At 63.3% G+C, this 26051-nt stretch carries 28 protein-coding genes; 6 read left to right on the top strand and 22 right to left on the bottom strand.

Annotated features, from left to right (window positions below; all coding sequences use genetic code 11):
• From BHD07_RS31240 to BHD07_RS31195, 10 genes are all read right to left on the bottom strand, one after another.
• On the bottom strand, window positions 1-141 hold a 141-nt coding region (locus BHD07_RS31240), incomplete at its 3' end, for a helix-turn-helix domain-containing protein (protein WP_338283444.1).
• Between the two features lie 227 nt (window positions 142-368).
• Window positions 369-923, bottom strand: a complete 555-nt coding sequence (locus BHD07_RS31235; RefSeq protein ID WP_338284259.1) for an RES family NAD+ phosphorylase — start codon at window positions 921-923, stop codon at window positions 369-371.
• Window positions 924-929: 6 nt separating this feature from the next.
• Complete coding sequence (locus BHD07_RS31230; RefSeq protein WP_018097157.1) at window positions 930-1301, bottom strand: antitoxin Xre/MbcA/ParS toxin-binding domain-containing protein; 372 nt, start codon at window positions 1299-1301, stop codon at window positions 930-932.
• 76 nt (window positions 1302-1377) lie between these two features.
• Complete coding sequence (locus BHD07_RS31225; protein ID WP_338284258.1) at window positions 1378-2163, bottom strand: crotonase/enoyl-CoA hydratase family protein; 786 nt, start codon at window positions 2161-2163, stop codon at window positions 1378-1380.
• Window positions 2160-3029 (bottom strand): hydroxymethylglutaryl-CoA lyase, encoded by an 870-nt coding sequence (locus BHD07_RS31220; RefSeq protein ID WP_338284257.1) that lies wholly within the window; start codon window positions 3027-3029, stop codon window positions 2160-2162. Before BHD07_RS31220 ends, BHD07_RS31225 begins: the two co-directional genes overlap by 4 nt.
• Window positions 3026-5014 (bottom strand): acetyl/propionyl/methylcrotonyl-CoA carboxylase subunit alpha, encoded by a 1989-nt coding sequence (locus tag BHD07_RS31215; protein WP_338284256.1) that lies wholly within the window; start codon window positions 5012-5014, stop codon window positions 3026-3028. Before BHD07_RS31215 ends, BHD07_RS31220 begins: the two co-directional genes overlap by 4 nt.
• Window positions 5015-5031: 17 nt before the next feature.
• On the bottom strand, window positions 5032-5415 hold the full coding sequence (locus BHD07_RS31210) for a RidA family protein (RefSeq protein WP_100670781.1): 384 nt from the start codon (window positions 5413-5415) through the stop codon (window positions 5032-5034).
• Between the two features lie 14 nt (window positions 5416-5429).
• Window positions 5430-7037: a carboxyl transferase domain-containing protein gene (locus tag BHD07_RS31205; protein ID WP_338284255.1), complete on the bottom strand. Its 1608-nt coding sequence runs from the start codon at window positions 7035-7037 to the stop codon at window positions 5430-5432.
• Window positions 7038-7064: 27 nt separating this feature from the next.
• Entirely contained in the window at window positions 7065-8228 is a 1164-nt protein-coding gene (locus BHD07_RS31200) for an isovaleryl-CoA dehydrogenase (RefSeq protein WP_275598962.1), read from the bottom strand.
• 185 nt (window positions 8229-8413) lie between these two features.
• Complete coding sequence (locus BHD07_RS31195; protein ID WP_338284254.1) at window positions 8414-8950, bottom strand: gluconokinase; 537 nt, start codon at window positions 8948-8950, stop codon at window positions 8414-8416.
• Between the two features lie 251 nt (window positions 8951-9201).
• Here BHD07_RS31195 and BHD07_RS31190 point away from each other — a divergent pair, with 251 nt between their 5' ends.
• From BHD07_RS31190 to BHD07_RS31175, 4 genes are all read left to right on the top strand, one after another.
• Window positions 9202-9660 (top strand): helix-turn-helix domain-containing protein, encoded by a 459-nt coding sequence (locus BHD07_RS31190; protein ID WP_324763850.1) that lies wholly within the window; start codon window positions 9202-9204, stop codon window positions 9658-9660.
• Window positions 9661-9743: 83 nt separating this feature from the next.
• Window positions 9744-10475 (top strand): TfuA-like protein, encoded by a 732-nt coding sequence (locus BHD07_RS31185; RefSeq protein WP_338284253.1) that lies wholly within the window; start codon window positions 9744-9746, stop codon window positions 10473-10475.
• Window positions 10476-10587: 112 nt separating this feature from the next.
• A complete protein-coding gene (locus tag BHD07_RS31180) occupies window positions 10588-11178 on the top strand; it encodes an ANTAR domain-containing response regulator (RefSeq protein ID WP_338284252.1) in 591 nt (196 codons plus the stop codon).
• A gap of 40 nt (window positions 11179-11218) precedes the next feature.
• Window positions 11219-12523 carry a CmpA/NrtA family ABC transporter substrate-binding protein gene (locus BHD07_RS31175; protein WP_338284251.1) on the top strand — a complete coding sequence of 435 codons (1305 nt, stop codon included), beginning with the start codon at window positions 11219-11221 and terminating at the stop codon, window positions 12521-12523.
• Window positions 12524-13009: 486 nt separating this feature from the next.
• Here the strand turns inward: BHD07_RS31175 and BHD07_RS31170 are convergent, their stop codons facing one another.
• The 11 genes from BHD07_RS31170 to BHD07_RS31120 all read right to left on the bottom strand — a co-directional run bounded on the left by BHD07_RS31170 (window position 13010) and on the right by BHD07_RS31120 (window position 23260).
• On the bottom strand, window positions 13010-14287 hold the full coding sequence (locus BHD07_RS31170; RefSeq protein WP_338284250.1) for an L-fuconate dehydratase: 1278 nt from the start codon (window positions 14285-14287) through the stop codon (window positions 13010-13012).
• A 123-nt stretch (window positions 14288-14410) separates the two neighbouring features.
• Complete coding sequence (locus tag BHD07_RS31165; RefSeq protein ID WP_018097170.1) at window positions 14411-15256, bottom strand: fumarylacetoacetate hydrolase family protein; 846 nt, start codon at window positions 15254-15256, stop codon at window positions 14411-14413.
• A gap of 23 nt (window positions 15257-15279) precedes the next feature.
• Complete coding sequence (locus BHD07_RS31160) at window positions 15280-16014, bottom strand: SDR family oxidoreductase (RefSeq protein WP_338284249.1); 735 nt, start codon at window positions 16012-16014, stop codon at window positions 15280-15282.
• Window positions 16011-16472, bottom strand: a complete 462-nt coding sequence (locus tag BHD07_RS31155) for a MaoC/PaaZ C-terminal domain-containing protein (protein WP_102762312.1) — start codon at window positions 16470-16472, stop codon at window positions 16011-16013. Before BHD07_RS31155 ends, BHD07_RS31160 begins: the two co-directional genes overlap by 4 nt.
• A 1-nt stretch (window position 16473) precedes the next feature.
• Window positions 16474-17556, bottom strand: coding sequence for a Gfo/Idh/MocA family protein (locus BHD07_RS31150; protein ID WP_338284248.1), 1083 nt, complete (start codon window positions 17554-17556; stop codon window positions 16474-16476).
• Window positions 17549-17878 carry an L-rhamnose mutarotase gene (locus BHD07_RS31145; protein ID WP_018097173.1) on the bottom strand — a complete coding sequence of 110 codons (330 nt, stop codon included), beginning with the start codon at window positions 17876-17878 and terminating at the stop codon, window positions 17549-17551. Before BHD07_RS31145 ends, BHD07_RS31150 begins: the two co-directional genes overlap by 8 nt.
• 12 nt (window positions 17879-17890) lie before the next feature.
• Window positions 17891-19003, bottom strand: coding sequence for a mandelate racemase/muconate lactonizing enzyme family protein (locus tag BHD07_RS31140; RefSeq protein WP_338284247.1), 1113 nt, complete (start codon window positions 19001-19003; stop codon window positions 17891-17893).
• A gap of 1 nt (window position 19004) precedes the next feature.
• Window positions 19005-20102, bottom strand: a complete 1098-nt coding sequence (locus tag BHD07_RS31135; protein ID WP_100670641.1) for an ABC transporter ATP-binding protein — start codon at window positions 20100-20102, stop codon at window positions 19005-19007.
• 6 nt (window positions 20103-20108) lie between these two features.
• Window positions 20109-20975: a carbohydrate ABC transporter permease gene (locus BHD07_RS31130; protein ID WP_100670643.1), complete on the bottom strand. Its 867-nt coding sequence runs from the start codon at window positions 20973-20975 to the stop codon at window positions 20109-20111.
• On the bottom strand, window positions 20975-21871 hold the full coding sequence (locus tag BHD07_RS31125; RefSeq protein ID WP_018097177.1) for a carbohydrate ABC transporter permease: 897 nt from the start codon (window positions 21869-21871) through the stop codon (window positions 20975-20977). The genes BHD07_RS31130 and BHD07_RS31125 overlap by 1 nt, the downstream gene beginning before the upstream one ends.
• Window positions 21872-21940: 69 nt before the next feature.
• Window positions 21941-23260, bottom strand: a complete 1320-nt coding sequence (locus BHD07_RS31120; protein WP_379942729.1) for an ABC transporter substrate-binding protein — start codon at window positions 23258-23260, stop codon at window positions 21941-21943.
• A 167-nt stretch (window positions 23261-23427) separates the two neighbouring features.
• Here BHD07_RS31120 and BHD07_RS31115 point away from each other — a divergent pair, with 167 nt between their 5' ends.
• Both BHD07_RS31115 and BHD07_RS31110 read left to right on the top strand, forming a co-directional pair.
• On the top strand, window positions 23428-24210 hold the full coding sequence (locus BHD07_RS31115) for an IclR family transcriptional regulator (RefSeq protein WP_010975556.1): 783 nt from the start codon (window positions 23428-23430) through the stop codon (window positions 24208-24210).
• A gap of 50 nt (window positions 24211-24260) precedes the next feature.
• Window positions 24261-25097, top strand: a complete 837-nt coding sequence (locus tag BHD07_RS31110; RefSeq protein WP_338284246.1) for an amidohydrolase family protein — start codon at window positions 24261-24263, stop codon at window positions 25095-25097.
• 66 nt (window positions 25098-25163) lie between these two features.
• Here BHD07_RS31110 and BHD07_RS31105 read toward each other — a convergent pair whose 3' ends face one another.
• Window positions 25164-26042, bottom strand: coding sequence for a polysaccharide deacetylase family protein (locus tag BHD07_RS31105; RefSeq protein WP_338284245.1), 879 nt, complete (start codon window positions 26040-26042; stop codon window positions 25164-25166).
• Window positions 26043-26051: the final 9 nt, after the last annotated feature.

Genomic DNA, 26051 nt, shown 5'->3' with positions numbered 1-26051 from the left:
CCACCGCGCCAGCCATTTATAGCCCACATCGGCACTGATCCCGAACCGCCGGCACAGCTCCCGGCGGTTCGCACCCTCCGCCAGCGCCAGCCGCACAAATTCCTGCCTCTCTCCCATAACCGACACCTCTTTCCACGGCATGGACAACCTCCTCTCGAAGCCGATCCATGCCAGTATGAACGTGTCAGCCATCTCCCCGAACACCTGTCAGTCATGTGTCCGGGCTATACACTCGTCACAGGGATCCAGCAGCGCCGCGTCTGCGGCGCGGGAAGCGTTCTTTCAGCCCACGGACTTGGTCTGGCTGGATTCCTGTGACAAGCACAGGAATGAGGAAATCAAACAAGCGGCGGCGGTCGCACGAATCTTCAAACCCATGAGGCGGGCGATTTCGGCAGCCGACCATCGGGGTCGATGACGCCGAGACGCGGTTCTTGCGGACCGTTCCAACGCCAGAGCGCAACACAGGTGCCGCCGGGCGACATGAAGGATGGATAGATCACCCCATGGAAGTCGCGCGCCAGAAGCTCCGACTGGAGCCTGTGGGTCTCCGGCACCGCGCCCTTGTCGAGCGCATCACGCCATTCGCAGCGATGGATCGCCTCATCCACACCAAGCTCCACAAGAAGGCTGACATCCGTGAGGTCCGCGAGTCTCGCCCCCAGCAACTCGAGCTGCACGATCAGCGCCGGATGCTGGACGAAACCCTGATTGTATTCGGCCCAGGCGGTGGAAAGCTCGCGCGCGCCATAGATCGCAGGCACGCCGATCGGGTTCCAGCGGCCACCGAAGCGAGCAGCACCCGCGCCGGATAGCGGCATATGTGCCCAGCGTGGAACGAAGGCCCGCCAGAGCGTTATCGGCTCGACCGACTGCGGCAGTTCCGGCTCGGGCCGCGATGCGGGCGGAATGTGCTTCCTCATCCCGTCTTAAGCGTAGACGCCGGCGCGTACCGATTCGAGATAGGCGAGCACCTTGTCGGCCTTGCCTTCACCGACCAGGTCGAACGCCGTCTTGCCGGCCCAGCCGGGAATAGGCTGGTGCTTGAACCAGATGACGGCGCGGGCCTCGTCGCCCGCCATTTCGGAAGCCATGGCCAGGATGCGGACGACCTTGCTCAAGGCGCTGTCGACCTTCCGGGCGCCGGATTTCGCCGTCAGCGTATTGCGGGCGACACCGATCAGCTTTGCGAGTTCGGCGAGCGTGACGCCCAATCGGTCGGCGACCAGGCGGGCCGAGAGAAACGGGGAATGATCGTCCCCGAAACGGGCTGCAGGGATCTGGAAATCGAGGGCAATCATGAGAAATCGATCCTGTTTTGATCGGGTCCCTATAAAAATAGGATCGATTTCCCCTCGATTCAAGCTCAATCTCGGCTCATAGCCGCCAGGAGGGATTGCGCCGTTCAAAGAAGGCCGACACGCCCTCCCGTGCTTCGTCCGTTTCCCAGGTATCGGCAAGGTGCTCTATCGTCGCGGCGATGACGGCGTCGGTGATGGGAAGGCCCAGCGACCGCGCAAGCCGCTTCGCCCGCCCGGCGGCGCCCGGAGCCGCGACGAGATAGGCCGTCACCGCGGCTTCGACGGCTCCGTCCAGCATGGTGCCGTCGACGACCGTCGTCACGAAACCGGCGACCTTCGCCTCCTCCGCACCGAAGATCCGCGCCGACATGAACAGCGGCCGCGCCCGCGCCTCGCCTGTCCGGGCAACGACATAGGGGCTGATCGTCGCCGGGATCAGCCCGAGGCGCGTCTCGGTCAGGCCGAATTTGGCGCCGGAAGCGGCGATCACCGTGTCGCAGACGCTGATCAGCCCGACGCCGCCGCCAAAGGCGTTCCCATGCACGCGCGCAATCAGCGGCTTCGGCAGATCGTTCAGCGCCTTCAACATCATCGCAAGCCGCGTCGCCTCGGCGATCCGCGTCGGCCGGTCGGCGGAAAACTGCTGACGCATCCATTCGAGATCGCCGCCGGCACAGAAACTCTTGCCTTCGGCGTCGAGAATGACTGCCCTGATCGATGTGTCGGTTGCGAGCCGGTCTGCGATGGCCGTCAATTCGCCGATCATGGTTGCAGAAAGCGCATTGTGCCTTGCTGAGCGGGCAAGCGTCACCCGGGCGACGCCGCGCTGGTCGATGGCACAGCGGATCGTATCGAAGGTCATGCTGCGCTCCTCAGCGATAGTGCAAAAGCAGCGGCGCGCTCAAGTTTGTCCGAGTCGAGGCCGGTGGCAAAACCCCGCGCATCGAGAAAGGCGTTCACCGCAAGCGTATCGACATTGCCGGCCGCTCCCGGCGCATAGGGACAGCCGCCGAGCCCGCCGGCCGAAGCGTCGAAAACCCGGATACCGCGCTCCAGTGCTACCGCGATATTCTCCAGTGCCCGGCCGCGCGTGTCGTGGAAATGCCCGGCGAGTTTCTTGGCATCGATCTCGCAGAGCGCCGCTGTCAGCATGGCATCGATCGCTTCCGGCGTGCCGCGCCCGATCGTGTCGCCGAGACTGATCTCGTAGCAGCCGAGGTCGGCAAGCAGCCCCGCGACGCGGGCGGTCTGCGCCGGCGCGATCGCGCCCTCATAGGGACATTCGACGACACAGCTCACATAGCCGCGCAGGGGAATGCCTTGGCGCCGGCTTGCTTCGGCGACCGGCCGAAAACGCTCAATGCTTTCGGCAATCGAGCAGTTGATGTTCTTCTCGGAGAAGCCTTCCGACGCCGAGGCAAAGATCGCGACCTCGTCGGCGCCAGCCGCAAGCGCCGCCTCGAAGCCGCGCATATTGGGCGTCAGTGCCGCGTAACGCGTGCCCGGACGCCGGACGATGTCAGCCATGACAGCCGGCGCATCGGCCAATTGCGGTACCCAGCGCGGACTGACGAAGCTCGTTACTTCGATGCGCTCGTAACCGCAGTCGGACAGCAGATCGACGAGCCTGACCTTGTCCTCGGTGGCGACGAGCCGCGACTCGTTTTGAAGACCGTCGCGCGGCGCCACCTCGACAATCGTGACGCGCTCCTTTGCCGGCGACGTCATTGCGCAGCCTCCTCCATCAGCGTCACGAGCACCGTGCCCTCGCTGACCTGAGCGCCTTCCGCCACATGCACATTGGCGATCGTGCCCTCGCGTGAGGCCGAGAGCGTCAGTTCCATCTTCATCGCCTCCATCACGACGAGTGCCTGTCCCTTTGTCACCGCGTCGCCGGCGCCGACCCGCACCAGCTTCACGAGGCCCGGCATCGGCGCGACCAGCTCGTCGTCGGCGATCTCGCTGCTCTGCCCGCCGGTCAATCCGTCCGGCAGTTGGAACACCAGGTTGCGCCCGCCATGGAAGAGCGTCAACGCCTCGCGATCCCGCGAGAAACGGATCAGGCGCTTCTGTCCGGCCACCTCGAGCCGGGCACCACCCTCGAAGCGGTCGAGCACGAGGACGGGCAGCGTGCTCGCGCCGGCACGCACGGCGAACTGGTCGCGGCCGCGCGAAGCCAAGGTCACGGTTACGCGGTCGTCCGCATGCTCGATCACCACCATGCGGTGCGCGTCGCCCCAGATTTGCCAGGAGCCGAGCGACGACCATGGATCGCTCGACTTGTTCGGATCGAGCGCGCCGGTCGATATGATCGCCGCCAGCGCCAGCGCCTCGTCGCCGGGTGCGACCGGCGCGGTCAGGCGCTCGATCTCGCGGTCGATCAGCCCCGTATCCGGATGGCCGGAGCGGAAATCGTGCTCTTCCGTCAGGCGGATGAGAAAATCGCGGTTGGTAACGGTGCCGCCGATGCGGCATTCCTTGAGAGCGTCCTGCAACCGACCGAGCGCCGCCGAACGGTTCTGGCCATGCACGATCACCTTGGCAATCAGCGGATCGTAATAGGGCCTGATCGTATCCCCCTGCCGGACGCCGGAATCGATCCGCGCAGCATCCTCGGGAAAGCTCAATTGCGTCAGCCGGCCGGTCGCCGGCAGGAAGCCCCGGGCCGGATCCTCCGCATAGAGGCGCGCCTCGAAGGCCCAGCCGTTCATGGAAATATCGGCCTGTTTCTTCGGCAGCGGCTCGCCGCTGGCGACCCGCAACTGCCATTCCACGAGATCGATGCCGGTGATCGCTTCCGTGACCGGATGCTCCACCTGCAGCCGCGTGTTCATCTCCATGAAATAGAAGTGATCCGGCCAGAGACCGTTGGTCACATCGGCGATGAATTCCACCGTGCCGGCGCCGACATAGCTGATCGCCTGGGCGGCTCTGACCGCTGCATCGCCCATCGCACGGCGGACCTCAGCAGTCATGCCGGGCGCCGGCGCCTCCTCGATCACCTTCTGATGTCGCCGTTGCAGCGAGCAGTCGCGCTCGAAGAGGTGAACGATATTGCCGTGCCGGTCGCCGAAGACCTGCATCTCGATGTGACGCGGCTTCGTCAGATAGCGCTCTATAAGCACCGAACCGTCGCCGAAGGCGGATTCGGCCTCCCGTCGTGCGGTCTCCAGCGCCGGGCCGAAATCCTCCTGCCGCTCGACCCGGCGCATGCCTCTGCCGCCGCCGCCCGCCCGCGCCTTGATCAGCACCGGATATCCGATCTCCCGTGCCCTCTCGGCAAGAAAGGATGCATCCTGCTCATCGCCGTGGTAGCCGGGCACGACCGGTACTCCGGATCGTTCCATGAGCGCCTTGGCCGCGTCCTTGAGACCCATGGCGCGGATCGCGGCCGGCGGCGGCCCGACGAATATCATGCCTGCTTCTTCGACAGCCTCGGCGAAATCGGCGTTCTCCGAGAGAAAACCATAGCCCGGATGAATGGCTTGTGCGCCGACGCTTCCTGCCGCTTGAACGATGGGCGCAATCGCCAGATAGCTTTCGGCGGCGGGCGCTCCCCCGATCCGGATCGCCTCGTCGGCGAGTGCCACATGCAGCGCGTCTCCGTCTGCGTCGGAATAGACGGCGACGGTGCGAATGCCGAGCCGTCGCGCGGTGCGGATGATGCGGCAGGCGATCTCACCGCGATTGGCAATCAGGAGCTTCGAAAACATGCGCCTCTTTTCCGGTGCTATTGCGCCGCTACCACTTCGACTTCCATGAGCCAGGCCGAATCGAAAATGCCGGTGATCACCACCGTCATCGCCGGCGCCAGCGAGCCGAGATAGTCGTTGCGGATTTCACGGTTTGCCACGACATGCTGCCTGTCGGCGAGATAGGTCGTGACCTTGACGATGTCGGTCTTGGACATGCCGGCCGCCTTGAGCTGCGCATCGACGTTCAGCCAGACCTGGCGCGCCTGCGCTTCGAAACCTTCCGGCACGACGTCATCCGACGTCACCGGAATTTGGCCGCTGACGAAAAGCATCCGCCGGAAATCCTCGACGCTAACAGCCTGCGAATAACCGCCGCGCGGCTGCGGTGCATTCAGGGCATTGATGTTGTCGCGTTTCATCTCGGGACCTCTCGTCACATTCTGAACAGTCCGAAGCGCGTCTCCTCGATCGGCGCGTTCAAAGCCGCCGACAGAGACAGCGCCAGCACGTCGCGGCTCTTGCGCGGATCGATCACGCCGTCATCCCAAAGCCTTGCCGATGCATAGAGCGGATGGCTCTGCCGTTCGAACAGATCGAGCACCGGCTGGCGAAAGCGTGCCTCCTCCTCTTCGCTCCACGGTTTCCCCGACCGCCTCAAGGCTTCGCCGCGCACCGAGGAGAGGACGCCTGCCGCCTGTTCGCCGCCCATGACCGAAATGCGGCTGTTCGGCCACGTCCAGAGAAACCGCGGCGAGAAGGCGCGCCCGCACATCCCGTAATTGCCCGCCCCGAACGAGCCGCCGACCAGCATGGTGATCTTCGGCACTTTCACGGTGGCCACCGCGGTCACCAGCTTGGCGCCGTGCTTGGCAATTCCCTCCGTCTCGTATTTGCGGCCGACCATGAAGCCGGTGATGTTCTGTAGAAAGACTAGCGGAATCCTGCGCTGCGCGCAGAGCTCCACGAAATGGGCGCCCTTGAGGGCCGATTCCGAGAAGAGCACGCCATTATTGGCGACGATGCCGACGGGAATTCCGTGGACATGGGCGAAGCCGCAAACGAGCGTGGTGCCGAAGCGCGCCTTGAACTCGTCGAAACGGGAACCGTCGACAAGCCGGGCGACCACCTCGCGGATCTCGTAGGGTGTCTTGAGGTCGGCGGGGACGATGCCGGCGATCTCCTCCGGATCGTAGAGTGGCGGCTCCGGCTCGATGCGCTCGACCGGCCACGGCTTCTCACGGTTCAAGGCCGAAACGGCCCGGCGCGCCAAGGCCAGCGCATGCGCATCGTCGCGCGCAAGGTGATCGGCAACGCCCGAAAGACGCGTGTGGACGTCGGCGCCGCCAAGGTCTTCGGCCGAGACTACCTCGCCGGTCGCCGCGCGAACGAGCGGCGGCCCTGCGAGAAAGATGGTGCCCTGCTTTTCGACGATGATCGCTTCGTCGGACATGGCCGGCACATAGGCGCCGCCCGCCGTGCAGGATCCCATGACCACCGCGATCTGAGGGATGCCGGCCGCCGACATGTTGGCCTGGTTGTAGAAGATGCGGCCGAAATGGTCCCGGTCCGGAAAGACCTCGTCCTGGTTCGGCAGGTTCGCGCCGCCGGAGTCGACAAGATAGACGCAGGGGAGCCGGTTCTCCGCCGCGATCTCCTGCGCGCGCAAATGCTTCTTGACCGTCAGGGGATAGTAGGTGCCGCCTTTGACCGTCGGATCGTTGCAGACGATCATGCACTCGCGGCCGGAAATCCGGCCGATGCCGGTGATCAGGCCCGCGCCCGGCGCATCGTCGTTGTACATTCCATGGGCGGCGGTCGCTCCGACCTCCAGAAAAGGCGTGCCCGGATCGATGAGAGTAGCGAGCCGATCCCGCGGCAGGAGCTTGCCGCGGCTGACGTGGCGCTCGCGCGCCGTCTCGCCGCCACCGGCTGCGGCCAGGCGCACCGCGTCCTCGACCGTCGCGATGGCCTCCGTCATGGCCGCGCGGTTCGCCTTGAACTCCTCCGAGGACGGCGAAATATGCGAACGCAATACTGTCATGCTCCCCCCAAGCGTTACCTATTCGGCCTATTTCGTTTCGGCGAAGAGCTCCCGTCCGATCAGCATGCGACGGATCTCGCTCGTGCCCGCACCGATCTCGTACAGCTTCGCGTCGCGCAGCAGCCGGCCTGCCGGATAATCGTTGGTGTAGCCATTGCCGCCCAGCGCCTGTATCGCCTCCAGCGCCATGGCCGTCGCCTTTTCCGCCGCATAGAGAATACAGCCGGCCGCGTCCTTGCGCGCAGTCTCACCACGGTCGCAAGCGGCCGCTACGGCATAGACATAGGCCCGCGCGGCATTCATCGTCACATACATGTCGGCAAGCTTTCCCTGCATCAACTGGAACTCGCCGATCGGTTGCCCGAACTGCTTGCGCTCATGGAGATAGGGGACGACGACATCGAGGCAAGCGGCCATGATCCCGAGCGGTCCGGCAGAAAGCACGACCCGCTCGTAATCGAGGCCGGACATCAGCACCTTGACGCCCTCGCCCACGCCGCCGAGCACGTTTTCCTCCGGCACCTCGCAATCCGTGAAGATGAGTTCCGACGTGTTCGATCCGCGCATGCCGAGCTTGTCGAGCTTCTGGCCGGCCGAAAAGCCGGGGAATGCCTTTTCCACCAGGAAAGCGGTGATGCCGCGCGGTCCGGCTGCCGGATCGGTCTTGGCGTAGACGACCAGGACATCGGCGTCCGGGCCGTTGGTGATCCACATTTTGCTGCCGTTCAGGACGTAACGGTCGCCGCGCTTGTCGGCCCTGAGTTTCATCGAAACGACATCGGAGCCGGCACCGGGCTCGGACATGGCAAGCGCCCCGACATGCTCGCCGGAAATGAGCTTCGGCAGATATCTGCTCTTCTGTGCCGGTTTGCCGTTGCGGTTGATCTGATTGACGCAGAGATTGGAGTGGGCGCCGTAGCTCAGGCCCACCGAAGCGGATGCGCGGCTGATCTCTTCCATCGCCACGCAATGGGCGAGATAGCCGAGTCCCGCGCCCCCATGAGCCTCGTCGGCGGTAACGCCGAGCAGGCCGATCTCCCCCATCTCCCGCCAGAGCGACATCGGAAAGGCGTTTTTGCGATCCACATCGTCCGCAAGCGGCGCGATTCGCTCCGCTGCGAAGCGGCGCACGCTCTCGCGCAGCGCATCGATCTCCTCGCCAAGCGCGAAGTTCAATCCAGCTTCAAACATTTCCATCTCCTCCCGACGCCCGCTCCACGATCTCCCCATCGCCGAGCAGAAGTGAGCCGCTACGGTGTGTCGCCGCACGTCCACCGTCGCGAACGATAACATCGCCGCCGGCTAATTTCCTTCCAAAGAGCCGGCGTGCCAAGCACGATCTGCAAAGACCGCGGCGGGCATTGCGAAATGCAACCTTAAAGACGGGCGAGGCCTGCAAGCGCCTCGCGGACGATCTCCGCCAGCGGTTGGGCGACGTCTACGGCGACCGTCCTCACCTCCCCTCTCGGATCCTCAAGCGTCGCAAGCTGCGTCTGCAGCAAAGAGGACGGCATGAAATGCCCTGTGCGGTGGTGCATCCGCTCCGCAAGCACGGACTCGCTGCCGTGGAGAAAGACGAAGGCCAGGCCGCCGGGTGTGCTTTCGCGAAGCTTGTCCCTGTAGCTGCGCTTGAGGGCGGAGCAGGAAACGACAACGGGCTCCCGGCTCGCCAGTTGCTCTCCGATCGCAGCGAGCCACGGCCAGCGGTCGTCGTCGGTGAGCGGAATCCCCTCGGACATTTTCCTGATGTTTTCCGGAGGATGGAGCGCGTCGCCTTCGATGAAGGGATATCCGCAAGCTTCCGAGATCGCCTCCCCCACCGACGATTTGCCGCTGCCGGAGACGCCCATGACGACGATCGAGCCGGCAAAGCGCCGTGGCGGGGTTGCTTCTGATTTGGACTCAACACTCATTGTCGCAGGCTTCCACTCCTTACTGATGTTCCCTTAAATCCTATCCGATTCGACGACAACGTTCCGGTACATGAATGCTGCGACTTGCCCCCTGGTGCGGCAAGTTCTCTGCCGACCGGCGTTTCGAACCCGACAATCATTGGAAACTTGCGTTTTGCCACAGAAAGCGACGCGTGCTGATTGCATCGCGGCGTTCATTCAAGCAAACTTATATGCCGTAAGCTGAATCGAACTCGCGAGGAGACTACCAGATGAACAAAAAGGATCCTAACCCGATCGATGCCTTTGTCGGCTCGCGTGTTCGCATGCGCAGACTGATGATAGGTCTGAGCCAGGAAAAGCTCGCCGACGGGCTCGGCATCACCTTTCAGCAAGTCCAGAAGTACGAAAAAGGCACCAACCGCATCGGCGCCAGCCGGTTGCAGGCGATCGCCGACATACTCGGTGTTCATCCGAGCTTTTTCTTCCAGCAGGACGAGGGCAGCGCCCAATCGGGCAAGCCCGCTGCAGATGTTCACGAATCCCAGGAGATTTCATCCTTCGTCGCCTCGAAGGAGGGTATCGCACTCAACCGGGCCTTCCTGAAGATCACCGACCCGGTGCTTCGCAAGAAGATCATCTCTCTCGTCGCGGCGATGGCGCAGACGCCCGAGTCGGATCAGACCCACGCCCAATCCGGAACCCGCCCCGCGGAATCACTTCATGGCTGAAGATCGCCATGAACATGGCTGTCCATGAAGACGATTGACGGCGGACAGGCTGCCTCCGCCGTTTTCAAATCCACTGAGGCGGAATGAAAGTCGTATTCGTTGGTCCGACCGTTCCCGACGCTGTACGGTTGGCCGGCGATGCGCTCACGATCCGCCCGCCTGCCAGGCAGGGCGATGTTCTCCGGGCGGTGCACGACGGCGCTGCGGCCATCGGCCTGATCGACGGCAACTTCGAACATGTCGCGCCCGTTTGGCACAAGGAAATTCTCTTCGCCCTTTCCGAGGGCGTGGCCGTCTTCGGCGCAGCGAGCATGGGTGCTCTGCGCGCGGCCGAATGCGGCGATTTCGGAATGGCGGGCATCGGCGAGATCTTTCGCCAATATGCAAGCGGCGAGGCCGAAGACGATTCCGACGTAGCACTGCTCCACGCTCCCGAGGAACTCGGCTACGCGCCGTTGACCATTCCCCTCGTCAATGTCAGGGCCACCCTCCGCCGGCTCCTGGAATTGCGATCGTTGTCCGTCGAAGATGCCGCTGATGTCGAGGAAGCCGCCTCCTCCTTGTTCTACAAGGAACGGAGCTGGGGTGCGATCGCTGCGCACGCCCGGCTGATAACGAGCGGCGATGCACTGATCGGGAAGCTGCGGGCGGGCTATGTGGATCAGAAGCGGGCCGACGGCCTCGAGCTTCTGGAAACGCTGCGCAGCCAGACAGGCGAACGACAGCACGCGAAATGCCAATGGACGTTCCATGCGACCAGCCTCTGGGCGAGAGCGCTTGACCCTTTGCCGACTTCCACAAATGAACCTGCCTGAATTTACGCCAGACCGGTGGGTCATCGGCCTATTATTTAAGCATTACAGTATATCGCAAAATATTTAGGCATACATATATTGCGGAAATTGCTGCATCGCATCATGATACGGCATGACCCATCGCGACCTCACCATTCTTGTGATTGACGAGAACGCCATCCGCGCCTCGATCATCGAGGAAGGATTGCGCGAAGCAGGACACGGCAAGGTCACCGTGATCGACGAGGTTCACGGCGTCGCCCGGGTCATCGAGACGCTCCGCCCGGACGTGATCGTCATAGACATCGAAAACCCCAACCGGGACATGATGGAACATCTTTTCCAGCTGACCCGCACGGTCGGCCGCCCGATCGCGATGTTCGTGGACCGCTCCGACACGGCCTCTATCGAGGCGGCCGTCGAGGCAGGCGTCTCGGCCTATATCGTCGACGGATTGAAGAAGGAGCGCGTCAAGCCGATCCTCGACATGGCCGTCAGCCGCTTCAAGGCCTTCAGCCGGCTTCAGCGTGAACTGGCGGAGGCCAAATCCGCACTCGAAGAGCGCAAGCTCGTCGAGCGCGCCAAAGGTATTCTCATGAAAATGCGCAGTCTTTCCGAAGAGGAAGCCTTCGCGCTGCTGCGTCAGACGGCGATGAACGAGAAAAAAAAGATTTCGGAGATCGCGCAAAGCGTCGTGACCGCCGCCGGATTGCTGATCCGGTGACCGGCCGCTCTTCTGCTGCGGCACCTCGGGAGACACCGGAGTGAACATATTGACGAACAAAAGTGAATTCACCGGCAAGAAGCTCGCCGCAGGCGGTGCCATGCCGGCGCCAGGTCGCATCCGCCACGAGGGATCGCGCACCGTCCGCGCAGGATTCATCCCCCTCGTGGACGCGGCCGTGCTCATCGCCGCCGCCGAATTCGGCTTTGCGCAGCGCGAAGGCATCACCCTCGAACTCGTCAAGGACGTCTCCTGGGCGAATGTACGTGACAGGCTTGCCTTTCGACAGTTCGACGTGGCCCACATGCTTTCACCCATGCCGGTTGCCGCCATGCTCGGCCTCGGCTCCAATCCGACGCCGACGATTGCGCCCTTTTCCCTGGGGCGCGGCGGCAATGCAATCACGCTGTCGACGCGGCTCTACGGGCTCATGCAGGAGGCAGGAGGGCTCGGCGCAGGCGAGGATGCATTGAAGAATGCCAAGGCCCTGGCGGCGGTCATCCGCAGCGCGGAGGCAGCCGGCAAGCCGCCGCTGACGCTCGGCGTCACCTACCCCTTCTCGTCCCATAATTACGAGTTACGCTACTGGCTCGCGGCCGGCGGCATCGATCCCGACCGCGACGTCAAGCTGGTCGTGGTGCCGCCGCCAATGACCTCCGACGCGCTGGCCGCGGGCGCGATCGACGGCTTTTGCGTCGGTGCGCCCTGGAACATGGTCGCATCCGAACGCGGCGTCGGCCGCATCGTCGCGACCAAGCAGGACATATGGCCCTCCGCACCGGAAAAGGTCATCGGCATGCGTCCCGAATGGGCGGAAGCCAATAGGGATACGGTCTCGCGCCTGATCGTCGCGCTCGACCGCGCCGCCCGCTGGTCGGACGAGCCGGGCAATCGCGGCCGCCTTGCGGAAGTGCTGGCAGAGGAACGTCACGTGGCAGCACCGGCCGACATCATCCGCCGGGTGCTTGCGGGCGAATTCGCAATCGACCCGGAAAGAAGCCGCCGCGTCGTCGAGAACTATCTCGTCTTCCACGCAGGCTTTGCCAACTTCCCGCGTCCCAGCCAGGCGCTCTGGACCTACAGTCAGATGGTGCGCTGGGGACAGACATCCTTGTCGAGGCAGGGAATTGGCGCGGCCATCTCCGCCTATCGTCCGGACCTCTATCGCGAGGCGCTGGGCAAGGATGCCCTGCCGCCCGACGCGGACGGCAGGCTCGAAGGAGCAACCGACGGCGATCGTTTCATGGACGGCCACGTCTTCGATCCGGGCAGGATCGACGACTATATCAGGTCCTTTACCGTCGAGGGCAAAGGGGGGGTGCAGCACCCGGCAGATGATATCTGAGCTAGACTAAGGCCTGTTGAGATGACGGCTGCTGCGCGATGGATAATGGCGGTGAAGCTCTGGTCGGCTTTGTCGGCACGCATGGCGATGCGCTTGAATTCCTTGAGTGCCGAGCGTGCGCGTCTCATAAGACGCGGGGCGCTGTAGGCGTATCAGAGGACTGCAATCTCTCCTCGCCTCATCCCTGTGCTCGTCACAGGGATGAGAGCAGCGTCGCGTCCGCGGCGCGGGAAGCGTTCTTTCAGCCCAAGGACTTGGGCTGGCTGGATTCCTGTGACGAGCACAGGAATGAGGAAATCGAACAAGCGGCCCGCGGGTGGCACACTTCGAGAATTTCTGTGGCGTCGCAGTAATTCTCGCCTCCCTTCGGTCGTGACCTCGGGCTTCTTCCGGCGTCAATCCCCGGGCGCGGTCACCATCCTCGTGCCTGGCCCGGGCTTGGCCCGAGAATCCACATGCGAGCCTGACAAAGACGGAGCGCTCACATCAGCCGTTAAACGTGTAGTCCTCGATCGATTGCTGCTTCATCTCGATCGAGAAGCCGGGCCGCTCGGGCGGCATGTAAGCGGCGTTGCGGATCACGCACGGATCCAGGAAATGTTCGTGCAGGTGGTCGACATACTCGATCACCCGCCCGTCCTTCGTGCCGGAAACGGCAACGTAATCGATCATGGAAAGGTGCTGCACATATTCGCAGAGGCCGACGCCGCCGGCGTGCGGCCAGACGGGCAGTCCGTATTTGGCGGCGATCAGCAGCACCGCCAGCACCTCGTTCAGGCCACCCATACGGCAGGAATCGATCTGCACGATGTCGATCGCGCCTTCGGCGATGAACTGCTTGAACATGATGCGGTTCTGGCACATCTCGCCGGTCGCGACCTTGACCGGGCCGATCGCTTCGCGGATCTTGCGGTGTCCGGCGACATCGTCCGGGCTCGTCGGCTCCTCGATGAAGAAGGGCTTGGCAAAGGCGAGCTTTTGCACCCATTCGATTGCCTCGCCCACCTCCCAAACCTGGTTCGCATCGATCATCAGGTACCGGTCGGGGCCGATCACTTCGCGGGCAATCCTCAGCCGGCGGATATCGTCGTCGAGGTCACGCCCGACCTTCATCTTGATGTGGTCGAAACCTGCGTCGACCGCCTCCTGCGCAAGCCGCCGGAGCTTTTCGTCGTCATAGCCGAGCCAGCCGGCAGACGTGGTGTAGCAGGGGTAACCCTCCTTCTCGAGCCTTGCGATCCGCTCGGCCTTGCCGGGCTCGGCCCGCCGCAGGATCTCGACCGCCTCGTCGCGGGTGAGAACATCCGTCAAGTAGCGGTAATCGACGATGTCGGCGATCTCTTCCGCCGACATGTCGGCGACGAGACGCCACACCGGTTTGCCGGCGTCCTTTGCAAGGAGATCCCAGACGGCGTTGACGATGGCGCCGGTCGCAAGATGGATCGCGCCCTTTTCCGGGCCGATCCAGCGCAGCTGGCTGTCGCTCGTCAGGTGCCGCCAGAAGTGGCCGGGATGTTTTAAAATGTCGCCGATGTCCTGGCCCACCACGAGATGCCGCATGGCCTCGATCGCCATGCAGCATATGTCGTTGCCCCGCCCTATGGTGAAGGTGAGGCCGTGACCCGCCAGCCCCGGCCGATCCGTGTCGAGGATGACGTAAGCCGCCGAATAGTCCGGATCCGGGTTCATGGCGTCCGAGCCGTCGAGGCTCGCCGAGGTCGGAAAACGAAGGTCGAAGACGCGAAGGTCGGTGATGCGGGTCATGTTTGCTCCAATGGACCTACAGCGCCGCGCGCCTTTTCGGACGCGCGGAGAACACGGTGGCACTTTGATGCTGCCTGTTCGTTTCCTTCAGTCGAATAGGACCGAAGGAAACATGCGAGTAGCTCAGGTGTCGGCGCGAACGCGCTGCTTCTGGCTGCCGAGGCCCTCTATGCCGAGTTCGACGATGTCGCCGGCCTTCAGATAGCGCGGCGGCTTCATGCCCATGCCGACGCCCGGCGGCGTGCCCGTCGAGATGATATCACCGGGACGCAGCGACATGAACTGCGAGAGATAAGAGACGAGATAGGCGGCGCCGTAGACCATCGTCTTGGTCGAGCCGTCCTGCATCGTCTCGCCGTTGACCTTCAGCCACATTGCGAGATCTTGCGGGTCCGCCACCTCGTCCTTGGTGACGAGCCACGGGCCGGTCGGCCCGAAGGTGTCGCAGGACTTGCCCTTCGTCCACTGACCGTGACGTTCCGTCTGGAAAGCGCGTTCGGAGACATCGTGGACCGTGCAATAGCCGGCGACGTAGTCGAGCGCCTCGGCTTCGCTCACATATTTCGCCGTCTTTCCGATGACGATGCCGAGTTCCACTTCCCAGTCGGTCTTCTCCGAACCCCGCGGCAGGATCAGATCGTCGTTCGGCCCGACGATGGCGGAGGTCGCCTTCATGAAGATGATCGGCTCCGGCGGCACGGTCGCGCCCGTCTCGGCAGCATGATCGGAATAGTTGAGGCCGATGCAGATGAACTTGCCCGTACCTGCGACGCAGGGACCAAGCCTCGGATTGCCGGACACGGCAGGCAGCGCCGCGACATCGAGCTTCGCGAGTTCGTCAAGCTTGCCGGGATCGAGCGCGCCTGCGGCGAGATCGGGAACGTGGCCGGAAATATCGCGGATGATGCCGTCGGAACCGAGGAGACCCGGCTTTTCCTGGCCCGGTTCGCCATAACGAAGAAATTTCATGTGCTTTTTCCCTGATGAAGCGTTCAAATGGTCCAGCCGCCGTCGATGGCGTAGGCCTGGCCGGAGGTGTAGGTGGCGCCGGCGAGATAGACGGCGAGGTCGGCGATCTCTTCGGGCGTGCCGAGGCGGCCCATCGGCTGGCGGGAGATAAAGGCCGCGCGCGCCGTTTCGTAGTCTCCCTGTGCTCGCATGCGGCTTTCGAGCGACGGGCTTTCGACCGTTCCCGGGCAGATCGCATTGCAGCGAATGCCGTCGCCCACATAATCCGCCGCAACGGCTTTCGTCAGCCCGATGACGGCTGCCTTGGTCACCCCATAGGCGAAGCGGTTCGGCACGCCTTTGATGCTGGAGGCCACCGAGGCCATATTGACGATCGACCCGTCCTTGCGGGCGATCATGCCGGGCAGCACCGCGCGGATGGTGCGGATCATCGACTTGACGTTGAGGTCGAAGGCGAAATCGAGGTCCTCGTCCTTCATCGTCAGCACCGAGCCTGCATGTACGAAACCGGCGCAGTTGAAGAGCACGTCCACGGCCCCGATCTCTGCGACCAGCGCTTCGACCGCAGCGGTGTCGAGGACGTCCAGCCGGTGGGTGCTGATGCCCGCCTCGCCTTCGAGGCTGCCGACGGCGTCCGCATTGATATCGGTCGCATGGACCTTGGCACCGGCCCTGGCGAAGGCAAGTGCGGTTGCGCGTCCTATGCCCTGCGCCGCAGCTGTGACGAGGACGACCTTTCCGGCAAGGCTCGCTGTCATTGAATGGTTCCCTCAAGTTTGCGTTCGACGATCAGAATGTGATCCGCGGCAAGAACGACCTCGCCGCGCTGGTTGATGACCTCGCACCGCTCGATGACCCGGCCGGCCCTCGGGCGCTTCGGATCGTCTTCCTTGGCGGCGATGGTGACGCGGGTGCGGATCGTATCGCCGATATGGACAGGGCGGACGAATCGCAGACGGTCGTAACCGTAAGAGAAGGCGACCGGGTTGATCAAGGAGGCGGTGAGCCCGACGCCGATCGAGAAGATCATCGTGCCGTGGGCAATGCGCTGGCCGCCGGGCAGCGTTTTGGCGAACTCCGCGTCCATGTGGTGCGGGAAGAAATCACCCGTATGCCCGGCATGGACGACGAAGTCCGTTTCCGTGATCGTGCGTCCGCTCGTCAGCCGCACATGGCCCTGTTCGTAGTCCTCGTAGTAGATCGTCTGCTCGCTCATTTCACTTTTCCAATGGAAGCGCTGCGATCGGCGTTGCCGGGCGCGCGCTCGATTGATAGGCGGCCTCCACCAGGGCCATCGTCCGCCATGCGTCCTCGACCGACCCTATGAGTTCATCGTCCTCGCCGCATGCATGGCGCTGCAGATTGGCCATCCGGTTGGCGAAGGCATCGGGGAACCAGGAACCTTCAAGCGGTACCGAAATCCATTCGCTGTCTCCCGAGGGACGAATCCACAGCTCGTCCGGCTCGCCGCGTGGATAGTCGAGATTGACCCCGAGCTTGACATAGGCGGCACCCCTCGTCCCGCAGATGCGGAATTCACAGGCCTGGAACCTCCGCCCGAAATCGTGGTCGTGGTTGACGGAAAGCACGCAGCGCACGGCATCGCCGTAATCGAGGATCGCGGCGGTGCGGGTTTGAGCCACCTCGTGGTTCGGATGGCCGATGGTCTTGGCGTGAACACCCTGGGGATCGCCTAGGAGACTGCGCACGAGGTCCAGGTAGTGGATGGAATGCATCGCGATCTCGATGCGCGGCAGTCCCTTCAGGAACGGCCAGAGCCCCCAGGGCGTCGCAAGCGCCAGCCAGGCGTCGAAATCTACGACCTCGCCGAGATAGCCCCTGGCGATCGCGTCCTTGAGAGCGAGCATCATCGGCGCGAAGCGAAGCTGAAAGTTCACCGCCGCCCTGATGTTCCGCTCACGGCAGATTTCGAGAATCCCGGTCGCCGCCGCAAGATCGCTGCCCATCGGCTTCTGTATCAGCGCAAAGGAGCCCTTCGGCAGTTTCGAGAGAATCGAGGCGTGCGCGGCGGGCGGCGTCGCGAGATCGAAGATCGCGTTCTCCGCCGAAAGAGCCTCCCCTTCGCTCGTAAACGCGCTGACATCCCATTGCCGTGCGAGCGCCGCCGCCTTCTCCGCATCCGGATCGAAGATGCCGGCCACCGGGAAGCCTGCGTTTCTGTAGGCCGGAAGATGGGCGTCGCCGACGATGCTGCCCGCACCGAAGATGACGATGGGGCGTGGCGTAGCCGGCTTCGGCCACCATTGCCGCAGCGACGAGGGATCGAAGGTCTCAGTCATGGTGGAAGACTTCCTCCATCATAGCCCACCACTCGCCTTGCCTGCGGCTTTCGAGAGGCTTCTGACAGGGCATGCACACCGACCACCATTCCTGGTTTTTCGGATGTGCCGCCATTTTCGCCATGTCGGCTTCGAAGTCCTCCCCGACATATTCCCAGTAGCCGAAGAGAAGATTTTCCGGCTCCTTCAGGAAGATCGAGTAATTGGTGATGTTGCACTCGCTGATCAGCGCGAGAATCTCCGGCCAGACGGCCGCATGCAGCCGCTTGTATTCCGCCACTTTCGGCGGTTCGAGCCCGATCACCATTCCCATTCTCTGCATGACCGTTCCCTTCTACCGGCGGAACTCGCGGGTGAACTCGGCGACCGAGCGCGCCTGGACAGCCTCCCAATCCCAGGCGATGCCAATGCCCGAATCGGAAGGCGCGATCGCCCTGCCCTCCCGGATCTCCATTCCCTTTTGCGTCAGATCGTCGAGCTGCGGAATGTATTCCACATATTTCCCGTTGGGCACCGCGCAAACGAGGCTCACATGCAGTTCCATTAGGAAATGCGGGCAGACGGGAATGTCGAAGGCCTCCGCCGCGTGAGCCACTTTCAGCCAAGGGGTGATGCCGCCGATCCGCGCCACGTCCGCCTGGACGATCGAGCAGGCGCCCTTTTGCATATATTCGCGAAAATGGCGGATGGAATAGATGGACTCGCCGACGGCGATCGGCGTCGGCGTCGACCGCGTGAGGCGGATGTGGCCGTCGAGATCGTCGGCCGGCAGCGGTTCCTCGATCCAGGCGAGATCGAGTTCGCGGAGCCGGGCGGCGCGGCGGATCGCCTCGTCGACGGTGAAGCCCTGATTGCAATCCGTCATTATTTCGAAGCCGTCGCCAAGTGCTGCGCGCATGGCCGAGAGCCTGTCGTAATCCTCCGCCCCGCTCGGCTTGCCGATCTTGACCTTCGATCCGGAGAAGCCCTTGGCCTTCGCCTGCAACGCGTCGTCGACGAGGGCCTGCTTATCGATGTGCAGCCAGCCGCCCTCGGTGGTGTAAAGCGGGCAGCTTTCCTTCGCCCCGCCCGCCAGTTTCCAGAGCGGCAGCTTCTGCTTCTTCGCCCGCAGGTCCCATAGCGCCGTATCCACGGCGGCGAGCGCCAAGGCCGTGATGGCGCCGATGGTCGTCGCATGCGTCGCAAACTCCATCTTGTGCCAAAGCGCCTCGATGCAGTCCGCGTCTTCCCCGAGCAGGATCGGAACCAGATGATCGGAGAGCAGCCGCATGACGGACGATCCGCCTGTTCCGATCGTGTAGCTGTAGCCGGTGCCGGTCGCACCGTCCGCATCCGTGATCGTCACGATCGGCGTTTCCTGGCTCACGAAGCTCTGGATGGCGTCGGTCCGCTTGACCTTCGGCGGAAGATCCACCATCCGCAGTTCTATTTTCTCGATCCTTGCCATGTCAGCCTGCCAAAGCCTTTCCGGTCTCGCCGTCGAAGAGATGCGCCCGGGACAGATCGAGGCTCATGCGCACCGCCTCGCCCGGGCGCAGCGGCCGCGGGTTGAGCATGCGCGAGACCCAATCCCGCCCGTTGAACTGAGTGAAAACCAGGGTTTCGTTGCCCAGCGGTTCCGTGATCGTGACCGGAAGCTCGATCTCGTGGACGGCGTCCGCATCACCCGCATGGAGGCCGTGCCCCGAAGGATAGACATCGTCCGGCCTGAGCCCGAAGGTCACTTTCTGGCCCTCGCGAACCGAGGAACGGAAGCGTGGCGGGAGCGGCAGGGTCGCTCCGCTTGCAAAGGCGAGCTTTCCGTCCGTCAGGACCGCCTCCTCCATGTTCATCGGCGGCGAGCCGATGAAGCCGGCGACGAACTTGGTCGCCGGGCGGCGGAAGACATCCTCCGGCGTGCCCACCTGCTCGATATGCCCGTCGCGCATGATGACGATGCGGTCGGAGAGCGTCATCGCCTCCACCTGATCATGGGTGACGTAGATCATCGTCGCCTGCATGCGGGCGTGCAGTTTCTTGATCTCGGTGCGCACCTGGGTCCTGAGCTTCGCGTCGAGGTTCGACAGAGGCTCATCGAACAGAAAGACGTCCGGCTGCCGCACGATCGCGCGTCCCATGGCGACGCGCTGGCGCTGGCCGCCCGACAGTTGCGAAGGGCGACGTTCGAGAAGATGGCCGAGATCGAGGATCGCCGCCGCCTCGGCAACGCGCGTCTTGATCTCTTCCGCCGGACGCCCGGCGATTTTCAGCGAGAAGCCCATATTCTCGGCGACCGTCATATGCGGGTAGAGTGCATAGGACTGAAAGACCATCGAGATGTTGCGCGCTCGAGGCGGCAGATCGTTGACCTTTCGCCCGCCGATCTCGATCGCGCCGCCGCTGACCTCCTCGAGCCCCGCGATCATGCGCAGCGTCGTCGACTTGCCGCAGCCCGAAGGTCCGACGAGCGCAATGAATTCGCGATCCTTCACTTCAAGATCGATGCCGTGCACGACTTCCAGAGCGCCGTAGCGCTTGACGAGTTTCTTGAGCGTAACGGGCGCCATGGACGATTATCCTTTCACCGCGCCGAAGGTCAGGCCCGAGACGAGGTGCTTCTGAATGATGAAGGTGAGGGTCAACGCCGGAACGATCATGACGACCGCGAGCGCGCACATGCCGCGCCAGTCGATGGTGAATTCGGCGGTGTAGTCGAGGAGCCCCACGGGCAAGGTCTTGGAATTGACGGAGCGGGTAATCTGCGAAGCGAGCGCATATTCGTTCCAGGACGTCAGGAAAGCGAAGATGCCGGCCGACGCAATGCCCGGGCCGGCAAGCGGAAACTCCACCTGCCAGAAGGCCTGCCAAGGCGTGCAGCCGTCGATCTGCGCGGCTTCCGCGAGATCTTTCGGCACCTGGCGGAAGAATCCGTCGATCAGCCAGATCGTGAAGGGAACGTTGAGCGCGACATAGGTGAGGATCAGCGAGAAATGCGTATCGATAATGCCGGTGCGCGCATAGAGCATGAAGAGCGGCAGCGACAGCGCGATGCCCGGTACTGCGCGCGTCAGCATGAAGCCGAGGAAGATGGCCGACTTCGCCTTGAACCGGTAGCGCGCAAAGGCATAGCCGCCGGAAAGGCCGATCGCCAGTGCGATGACGGTGGAGGTGACCGATACGATGAGCGAATTGCGGAAATAGTCCCAGACCGGGACGCCCCCCTGTCCAGCGCCCGAAAACATCGCCCGGTAGGCGTCGAACGAGAGCGTCTCCGGAATCCAGACCGGCGGCTTGGCCATGATCTCGACCGTCGGCCTCAGCGATGAAAGCACGATCCAGAGGCCCGGCAGGCAGATGACCAGCATGGCGAGAAAGAGCCCCACGAGGTGCGCCACCTTCAGCAACCGCCGCCGCAGGCGATGAGACGCGTTCGTATCCATTACCACTCGGCTCCGATCTGCTGGCGCGCCGCGGCGAGCTTGCGGAAGAAATAGACGGTGAAGACGATCGACAGCAGGATGGCGACGTAGGCCATTGCGTTGGCCATCCCCATGCGGGCGTCGCCATAGGCGGTGCGTCCGATAAGCGTCCAGAGAAGTTCGGTGCGCTTTGCCGGGCCGCCATCCGTCATGATCTTGACGATGTCGTAGGCGCGCGCGACATCGAGCGAACGGATCGTCATCGCGATGAAGGCGAAGGGCATCAGATAGGGCCAGGTGACGTAGCGGAAGGTCTGCCAGGGCGTGCAGCCGTCGACATGGGCCGCCTCGACCGGATCCTTGGGCATGGCAAGCAGCCCGGCGAGAATGAGGATCGCGAAAACCGCGGTCGAAGACCAGACCTCTGCGACGATGATCGAAAACAGCGCGAGATTGCCGTCGATCAGCCAGGGGATGGCACGATCGGTGAGGCCCAGCGACTGCAGCGCGTTGTTGACGAAGCCGATATTGTCGTTGAACAGGAACTTGAACTGGAAGCCCACCAGCACCGGCGAGAACATCATCGGAAACATCATCGCGGTCCGCAACGCCCGCTGACCGTAAGTCGCCTTGTTGACCAGCAGCGCCAAGCCAAGACCGAGGAACATCTCGGCGTTGAGCGCGACGGTGAGAAGGAGCACCGTCCGGCCGAACGCGACCCAGAATTCGGCATTGGTAAGGACGTTCACATAGTTGCGAAAACCGATGAAGACCCAAAGCGAGTCCGGCTTCGTCAGACGGAACGGGGTGAAACTCGAATAAAGCGAGAAGACGAGCGGCAGCACGATGAACACTGCCAGGACGATGAAGGCCGGAAGCAGCAGAAGCGTGGGTGCCGACAGTTTCGAGAGCTTCATCGGAGATCCTGGGAAGAGTTCACATGCGTGGCGGCGCCGAAACGGTCCGGCGCCGCCTTTCAATCGGGATCAGAGCTTGCCGGCGTCTTCGAGGATGCCGGTCGCCTTTTCGGCGGCCGCGTCGAGCGCTTCCTTCGACGTCTTGTCGCCGAGAATCGCTGCCTGCAGCTCCGGATAGACTGCGTTGGAGATCTCGATCCACTCAGCCGTCTGCGGCACCGGGAAAGCATGCTTGGCCGCTTCCTGGAAGGCCTGCAGGACCTCGGTCTTGTAGGCGTCGCCTTCAGCGGCCTTGATGTTGTAGTCCCAGACGGCGCTTCGCGTCGGCAGCGGGCCGGCGGCGGATTCGAGCTTCTGGCTGTCCTCGTTCGTCAGCCACCAGACGAGCGAGGCGGCTGCTTCCTTGTCGGCGCAGGATTCGGTTACCGAGAAGCCGTGATGCCCGGACCAGCCGGTGCGCTTGCCGGAGGAGCCGGCCGGCTGAACCTTGACGCCGACATTGCCGGCGACCTTCGACGATTTCGGATCGTTGAAGAAGGATGCCCAGCCGGGCCAGTCGAGATTGACCGCGATCGAGCCCGAGGCGAAGCCCTGTCCGAGATCGTCCCAGAGATAGTTGGTGGTGCCCGGCGGTACCGCCTTGTCCTTGTAGAGCTTGACGAACCATTCGAGCGCGCGCACGCCCGCTTCCGAATTGAAGGCGGGGCGGCCGTCCTTGTCGAGATATTCCCCACCCTCGGCGACCAGCATTTCGTAGAAGCGGCCGTTGATCGCTTCCTCCTTGCCGGCAAACTGGGTGCCGTAGAAATTCGGCGGAGCGGCGAAGAATTCCGCCTGGTCGCTCACCTGAGCCCAGGTGTCCGGCGGCGCGAGGTCATAGCCGTATTTGGCCTTGAATTCGGTCTTCTTCGCCTCGTCCTGGTAAAGGCTCTTTTGGAAATAGAGCGCGGAGACGTCGAACTGCGCCCGCGGCAGCATGACGAGCTTGCCGTCGAGCGTCGAGGCGTCGATTACGGCCGGCACGAATTTGGACACTTCTTCGGAAGGGATGAGGCCGAAAAGGTCCGCATAGATGTCCGGATATTGCGGCGCGAAGGAGGAGTGGTTCGAACCGACGCACCAGGTGAGGCCGCCGGTGGCAATATCGGACTTGATCTCCTTGTCCAGTTCGAAGTGGTTCTTCTTCGACAGGATGTTGACCTTGGCGCCGGTCGCCTTCTCCCATTCGCCGATGCGCTCATAGAGTTTCTCGTACTGCTGTCCACCGATCAGCTTGGCGTCGATGGTCACGCCTTCGAACTTGCCGGGCAGGTCCGCGGCATTTGCCGCCCCCATTGCGCAAGCAAGCATGATCACTCCGGCCGATACGCCGGAAAGCAGCCTGTTCATTGTATTTCCTCCGCTGAACACGCCCTTCTCCAGGAGCATGAGTCCTCATCCGTGAGAAACTAATTTATATACAAACGATAAATTTATGGATGGTCAAGGGCCATTCCCTTCCGTCTTCCGCTTTTCATGCGTATATGGAGAGGAATATTCATCTGGGAGAGACGCGGATGGACAATGAAGAGTCCGACAAGTATCGCGCGCCGGCACTCGACAAGGGCCTGGACATACTGGAGCTGCTTGCCAGCGTCGACGGCGGCCTTACGCAGGCGGAGATTTCGAAGAGGCTGAACCGCAGTCCGAACGAGTTCTACCGCATGCTCGACCGTCTGGTGCGCCGAGGCTACGTGACCCGTATCGACGGCGATCTCTATTCGCTGACCCTGAAGCTCTTCGGATTGGCGCAGTTGCATGCGCCCGTGCGCCGGCTCGCTTCCTTCGCCACGCCGCTGATGCGCGAGCTCGCCCAGCGATCTAAGCAGGCCAACCAACTCGCCGTCTTCGACCGCGGCTCCGCCGTCGTGATCGCGCAGCAGGAGGCGCCGGACTATTGGGGCATTTCGATCCGGGTGGGCTCGCATATCAGCCTGTTCGACACCGGATCGGGCCACGTGCTGCTTGCATTCCGTTCGCCGGAGGAACGGGAAATGATGATCTCCGAACATGTGCGCAGCAGGGACGAGATCAACCTCACCCCCGAATTCTACGCCCGTCTCGACCAGATCCGCGAGCGCGGCTACGAGATGATGGCAAGTGCCCAGACCGCCGGTGTCTACAACCTCTCCGCCCCGATCCTTGGACCCGACGGACGCAGCATCGCAGCCCTCACCTGCCCCTATATCTCCCTGGTCAACAATCCTTCGGCCCCTGATATCACCGAGACCATATCGCTCCTGCTCAAGACCGCATCGCAGCTCTCGGCGCTCGCCGGAGCCGATGTCGCGCAGGGTTGATCCGCGCCGGAAAAACAGACTTCCTATTTGAACGAAGAGGAGGAGCAGCCTTGATCATCGACACGCATCTGCATCTGATCGACAAATCCGCGCTCAACTATCCGTGGCTCGCCGGGGTTCCCGCGCTCGATCGGGATTTTCTCTATTCGAGCTATGCGGCGGAGGCAAAGCGCGTGGGCATTGCCGCCTCGCTGCATATGGAAGTGGACGTCGACCCGGCTGAGATCGAACTCGAAACGCGCGAGGTCGCGCGTCTTGCGGGTGAGCCCGGAAGCCTCCTCAAAGGCGCAATCGCCGCCTGCCGACCGGAAGAGGAAGGCTTCGCCGCCTATCTCGCGCGGCAGGAGGAAAACGCCTTCGTCAAGGGTTTCAGGCGGGTGCTGCACGTCGTTGCCGACGATCTCTCCGAGCAATCTCTCTTTCGCCAGAACATCAAGCGGCTCTCCGGCACCCGCTTCACCTTCGATCTCTGCGTCCTGCCGCATCAGATTCCGAAAGCCATGGCACTCGCCGACGTCGCGCCGGACGTACAGTTCATTCTCGACCATTGCGGCGTTCCCGACATAAAGGGTCACGCGGAGCATCCCTGGCGCGATCATATGACCGAGATCGCCCGCCGCCCGAATGTCGTCGCCAAGATCTCCGGAGTGGTCGCCTATGCGGAGGAAGGCTGGACGCTCACCTCCATCCGTCCCTATGTCGAGCACACGATCTCGGCCTTCGGCTGGGACCGCGTGGTCTGGGGCAGCGACTGGCCGGTCTGCACCCTCGGCGGCAACCTCTCGACCTGGGTCGCGGCCACCCAGGCTCTCATCGAAGGCTGCAGTCCCGAGGAACGGAGGAAGCTGCTCTCCGGCAATGCGCGGCGGATCTGGAACCTGCCCTGACGATTCTCTCCCTTGCTCCCTCACCCTGTGCTTGTCACACGGCATGAGGGCGTGCGGGAGGCGCCGTCATGATGCGCCGCGTTGCCGTTCCAGCGTCTCGAAATGGTCGGCGATCTCCTTGCCGGTTGCGATCCAAACGTCGCCTTTTGCCTGAACGTGCCGCAGGAAGTCGCGAAGGAGGTGCCAGCGCATCGGACGGCCGGACACTTGCGGGTGCAGGACGAGCGTCGTGACGCCGCCCCAGGCATGGGTGGCTTCGAATTCGTCGATCCAGAGCGCGAGGACGGCTTCGCGGCCGAAGAGCGGTCGCGCGCTCGAGCGGCTGGACATCCCGAAATTCCAGTCGTCGAACGCGAAATTGACCGGAATCTCCACCGGGCCCGGCACGCCGTCAGCCGATGCGTGCCGGTAGGGCAGGATGTCGTCGCGAAACGAGCTGGAATAGCGGATGCCCGTTTTGGCAAGATAGGCGATGAGCTCGGGAAAGTTCTCTCCCGAGGGTGCGCGGTAACCGACGGGACGGATGCCGAATGCCCGCTGCAGCGCCTCGAAGCCGCGGTCGATCTCCTCGAACGTCTCCTCCAGCCGATCGCGATCCGGCATCTTGTGAAGATAGCCATGGTGACCGATCTCGTGTCCGGCCGCGACAATCCTCTCGCAGGCCGCGGGATGGGCAAGCGCCGTCCATCCGGGCGTGAAGAACGTCGCCTTCATCGCCAGCTCGTCCATCAGTTCGACGATCCTGGCAATGCCGACGCGCGCATCGTAGCCGCCATGGGAGGTGGTCACCATCCGATCGACATGCGAAGGGTTGTTGCCGATCCACGCGGTTTCGGCATCCACGTCGAAGCCGATGAAGACGGCGCTCTTCGCGCCGTTCGGCCAGGTCATCGGCGGCGTTTGCGGCGCCGGGTTGAGCGGACGGGGCGTCAGGTCGTAGGTCATGACGAAATC

Origin of the sequence: Sinorhizobium sp. KGO-5 (assembly GCF_036245905.1) — a bacterium.
GTDB lineage: Bacteria > Pseudomonadota > Alphaproteobacteria > Rhizobiales > Rhizobiaceae > Sinorhizobium > Sinorhizobium meliloti_A.
The sequence above is the reverse complement of the archived record's forward strand: the minus strand, read 5'-3'. Positions and strand labels throughout refer to the sequence as shown.

Coding starts and splice junctions, on each gene's coding strand:
- BHD07_RS31235 (WP_338284259.1), bottom strand. CDS start 923: ATGAGGAAGCACATTCCGCCCGCATCGCGGCCCGAGCCGGAACTGCCG.
- BHD07_RS31230 (WP_018097157.1), bottom strand. CDS start 1,301: ATGATTGCCCTCGATTTCCAGATCCCTGCAGCCCGTTTCGGGGACGAT.
- BHD07_RS31225 (WP_338284258.1), bottom strand. CDS start 2,163: ATGACCTTCGATACGATCCGCTGTGCCATCGACCAGCGCGGCGTCGCC.
- BHD07_RS31220 (WP_338284257.1), bottom strand. CDS start 3,029: ATGACGTCGCCGGCAAAGGAGCGCGTCACGATTGTCGAGGTGGCGCCG.
- BHD07_RS31215 (WP_338284256.1), bottom strand. CDS start 5,014: ATGTTTTCGAAGCTCCTGATTGCCAATCGCGGTGAGATCGCCTGCCGC.
- BHD07_RS31210 (WP_100670781.1), bottom strand. CDS start 5,415: ATGAAACGCGACAACATCAATGCCCTGAATGCACCGCAGCCGCGCGGC.
- BHD07_RS31205 (WP_338284255.1), bottom strand. CDS start 7,037: ATGACAGTATTGCGTTCGCATATTTCGCCGTCCTCGGAGGAGTTCAAG.
- BHD07_RS31200 (WP_275598962.1), bottom strand. CDS start 8,228: ATGTTTGAAGCTGGATTGAACTTCGCGCTTGGCGAGGAGATCGATGCG.
- BHD07_RS31195 (WP_338284254.1), bottom strand. CDS start 8,950: ATGAGTGTTGAGTCCAAATCAGAAGCAACCCCGCCACGGCGCTTTGCC.
- BHD07_RS31190 (WP_324763850.1), top strand. CDS start 9,202: ATGAACAAAAAGGATCCTAACCCGATCGATGCCTTTGTCGGCTCGCGT.
- BHD07_RS31185 (WP_338284253.1), top strand. CDS start 9,744: ATGAAAGTCGTATTCGTTGGTCCGACCGTTCCCGACGCTGTACGGTTG.
- BHD07_RS31180 (WP_338284252.1), top strand. CDS start 10,588: ATGACCCATCGCGACCTCACCATTCTTGTGATTGACGAGAACGCCATC.
- BHD07_RS31170 (WP_338284250.1), bottom strand. CDS start 14,287: ATGACCCGCATCACCGACCTTCGCGTCTTCGACCTTCGTTTTCCGACC.
- BHD07_RS31165 (WP_018097170.1), bottom strand. CDS start 15,256: ATGAAATTTCTTCGTTATGGCGAACCGGGCCAGGAAAAGCCGGGTCTC.
- BHD07_RS31160 (WP_338284249.1), bottom strand. CDS start 16,014: ATGACAGCGAGCCTTGCCGGAAAGGTCGTCCTCGTCACAGCTGCGGCG.
- BHD07_RS31155 (WP_102762312.1), bottom strand. CDS start 16,472: ATGAGCGAGCAGACGATCTACTACGAGGACTACGAACAGGGCCATGTG.
- BHD07_RS31150 (WP_338284248.1), bottom strand. CDS start 17,556: ATGACTGAGACCTTCGATCCCTCGTCGCTGCGGCAATGGTGGCCGAAG.
- BHD07_RS31145 (WP_018097173.1), bottom strand. CDS start 17,878: ATGCAGAGAATGGGAATGGTGATCGGGCTCGAACCGCCGAAAGTGGCG.
- BHD07_RS31140 (WP_338284247.1), bottom strand. CDS start 19,003: ATGGCAAGGATCGAGAAAATAGAACTGCGGATGGTGGATCTTCCGCCG.
- BHD07_RS31135 (WP_100670641.1), bottom strand. CDS start 20,102: ATGGCGCCCGTTACGCTCAAGAAACTCGTCAAGCGCTACGGCGCTCTG.
- BHD07_RS31130 (WP_100670643.1), bottom strand. CDS start 20,975: ATGGATACGAACGCGTCTCATCGCCTGCGGCGGCGGTTGCTGAAGGTG.
- BHD07_RS31125 (WP_018097177.1), bottom strand. CDS start 21,871: ATGAAGCTCTCGAAACTGTCGGCACCCACGCTTCTGCTGCTTCCGGCC.
- BHD07_RS31120 (WP_379942729.1), bottom strand. CDS start 23,260: ATGAACAGGCTGCTTTCCGGCGTATCGGCCGGAGTGATCATGCTTGCT.
- BHD07_RS31115 (WP_010975556.1), top strand. CDS start 23,428: ATGGACAATGAAGAGTCCGACAAGTATCGCGCGCCGGCACTCGACAAG.
- BHD07_RS31105 (WP_338284245.1), bottom strand. CDS start 26,042: ATGACCTACGACCTGACGCCCCGTCCGCTCAACCCGGCGCCGCAAACG.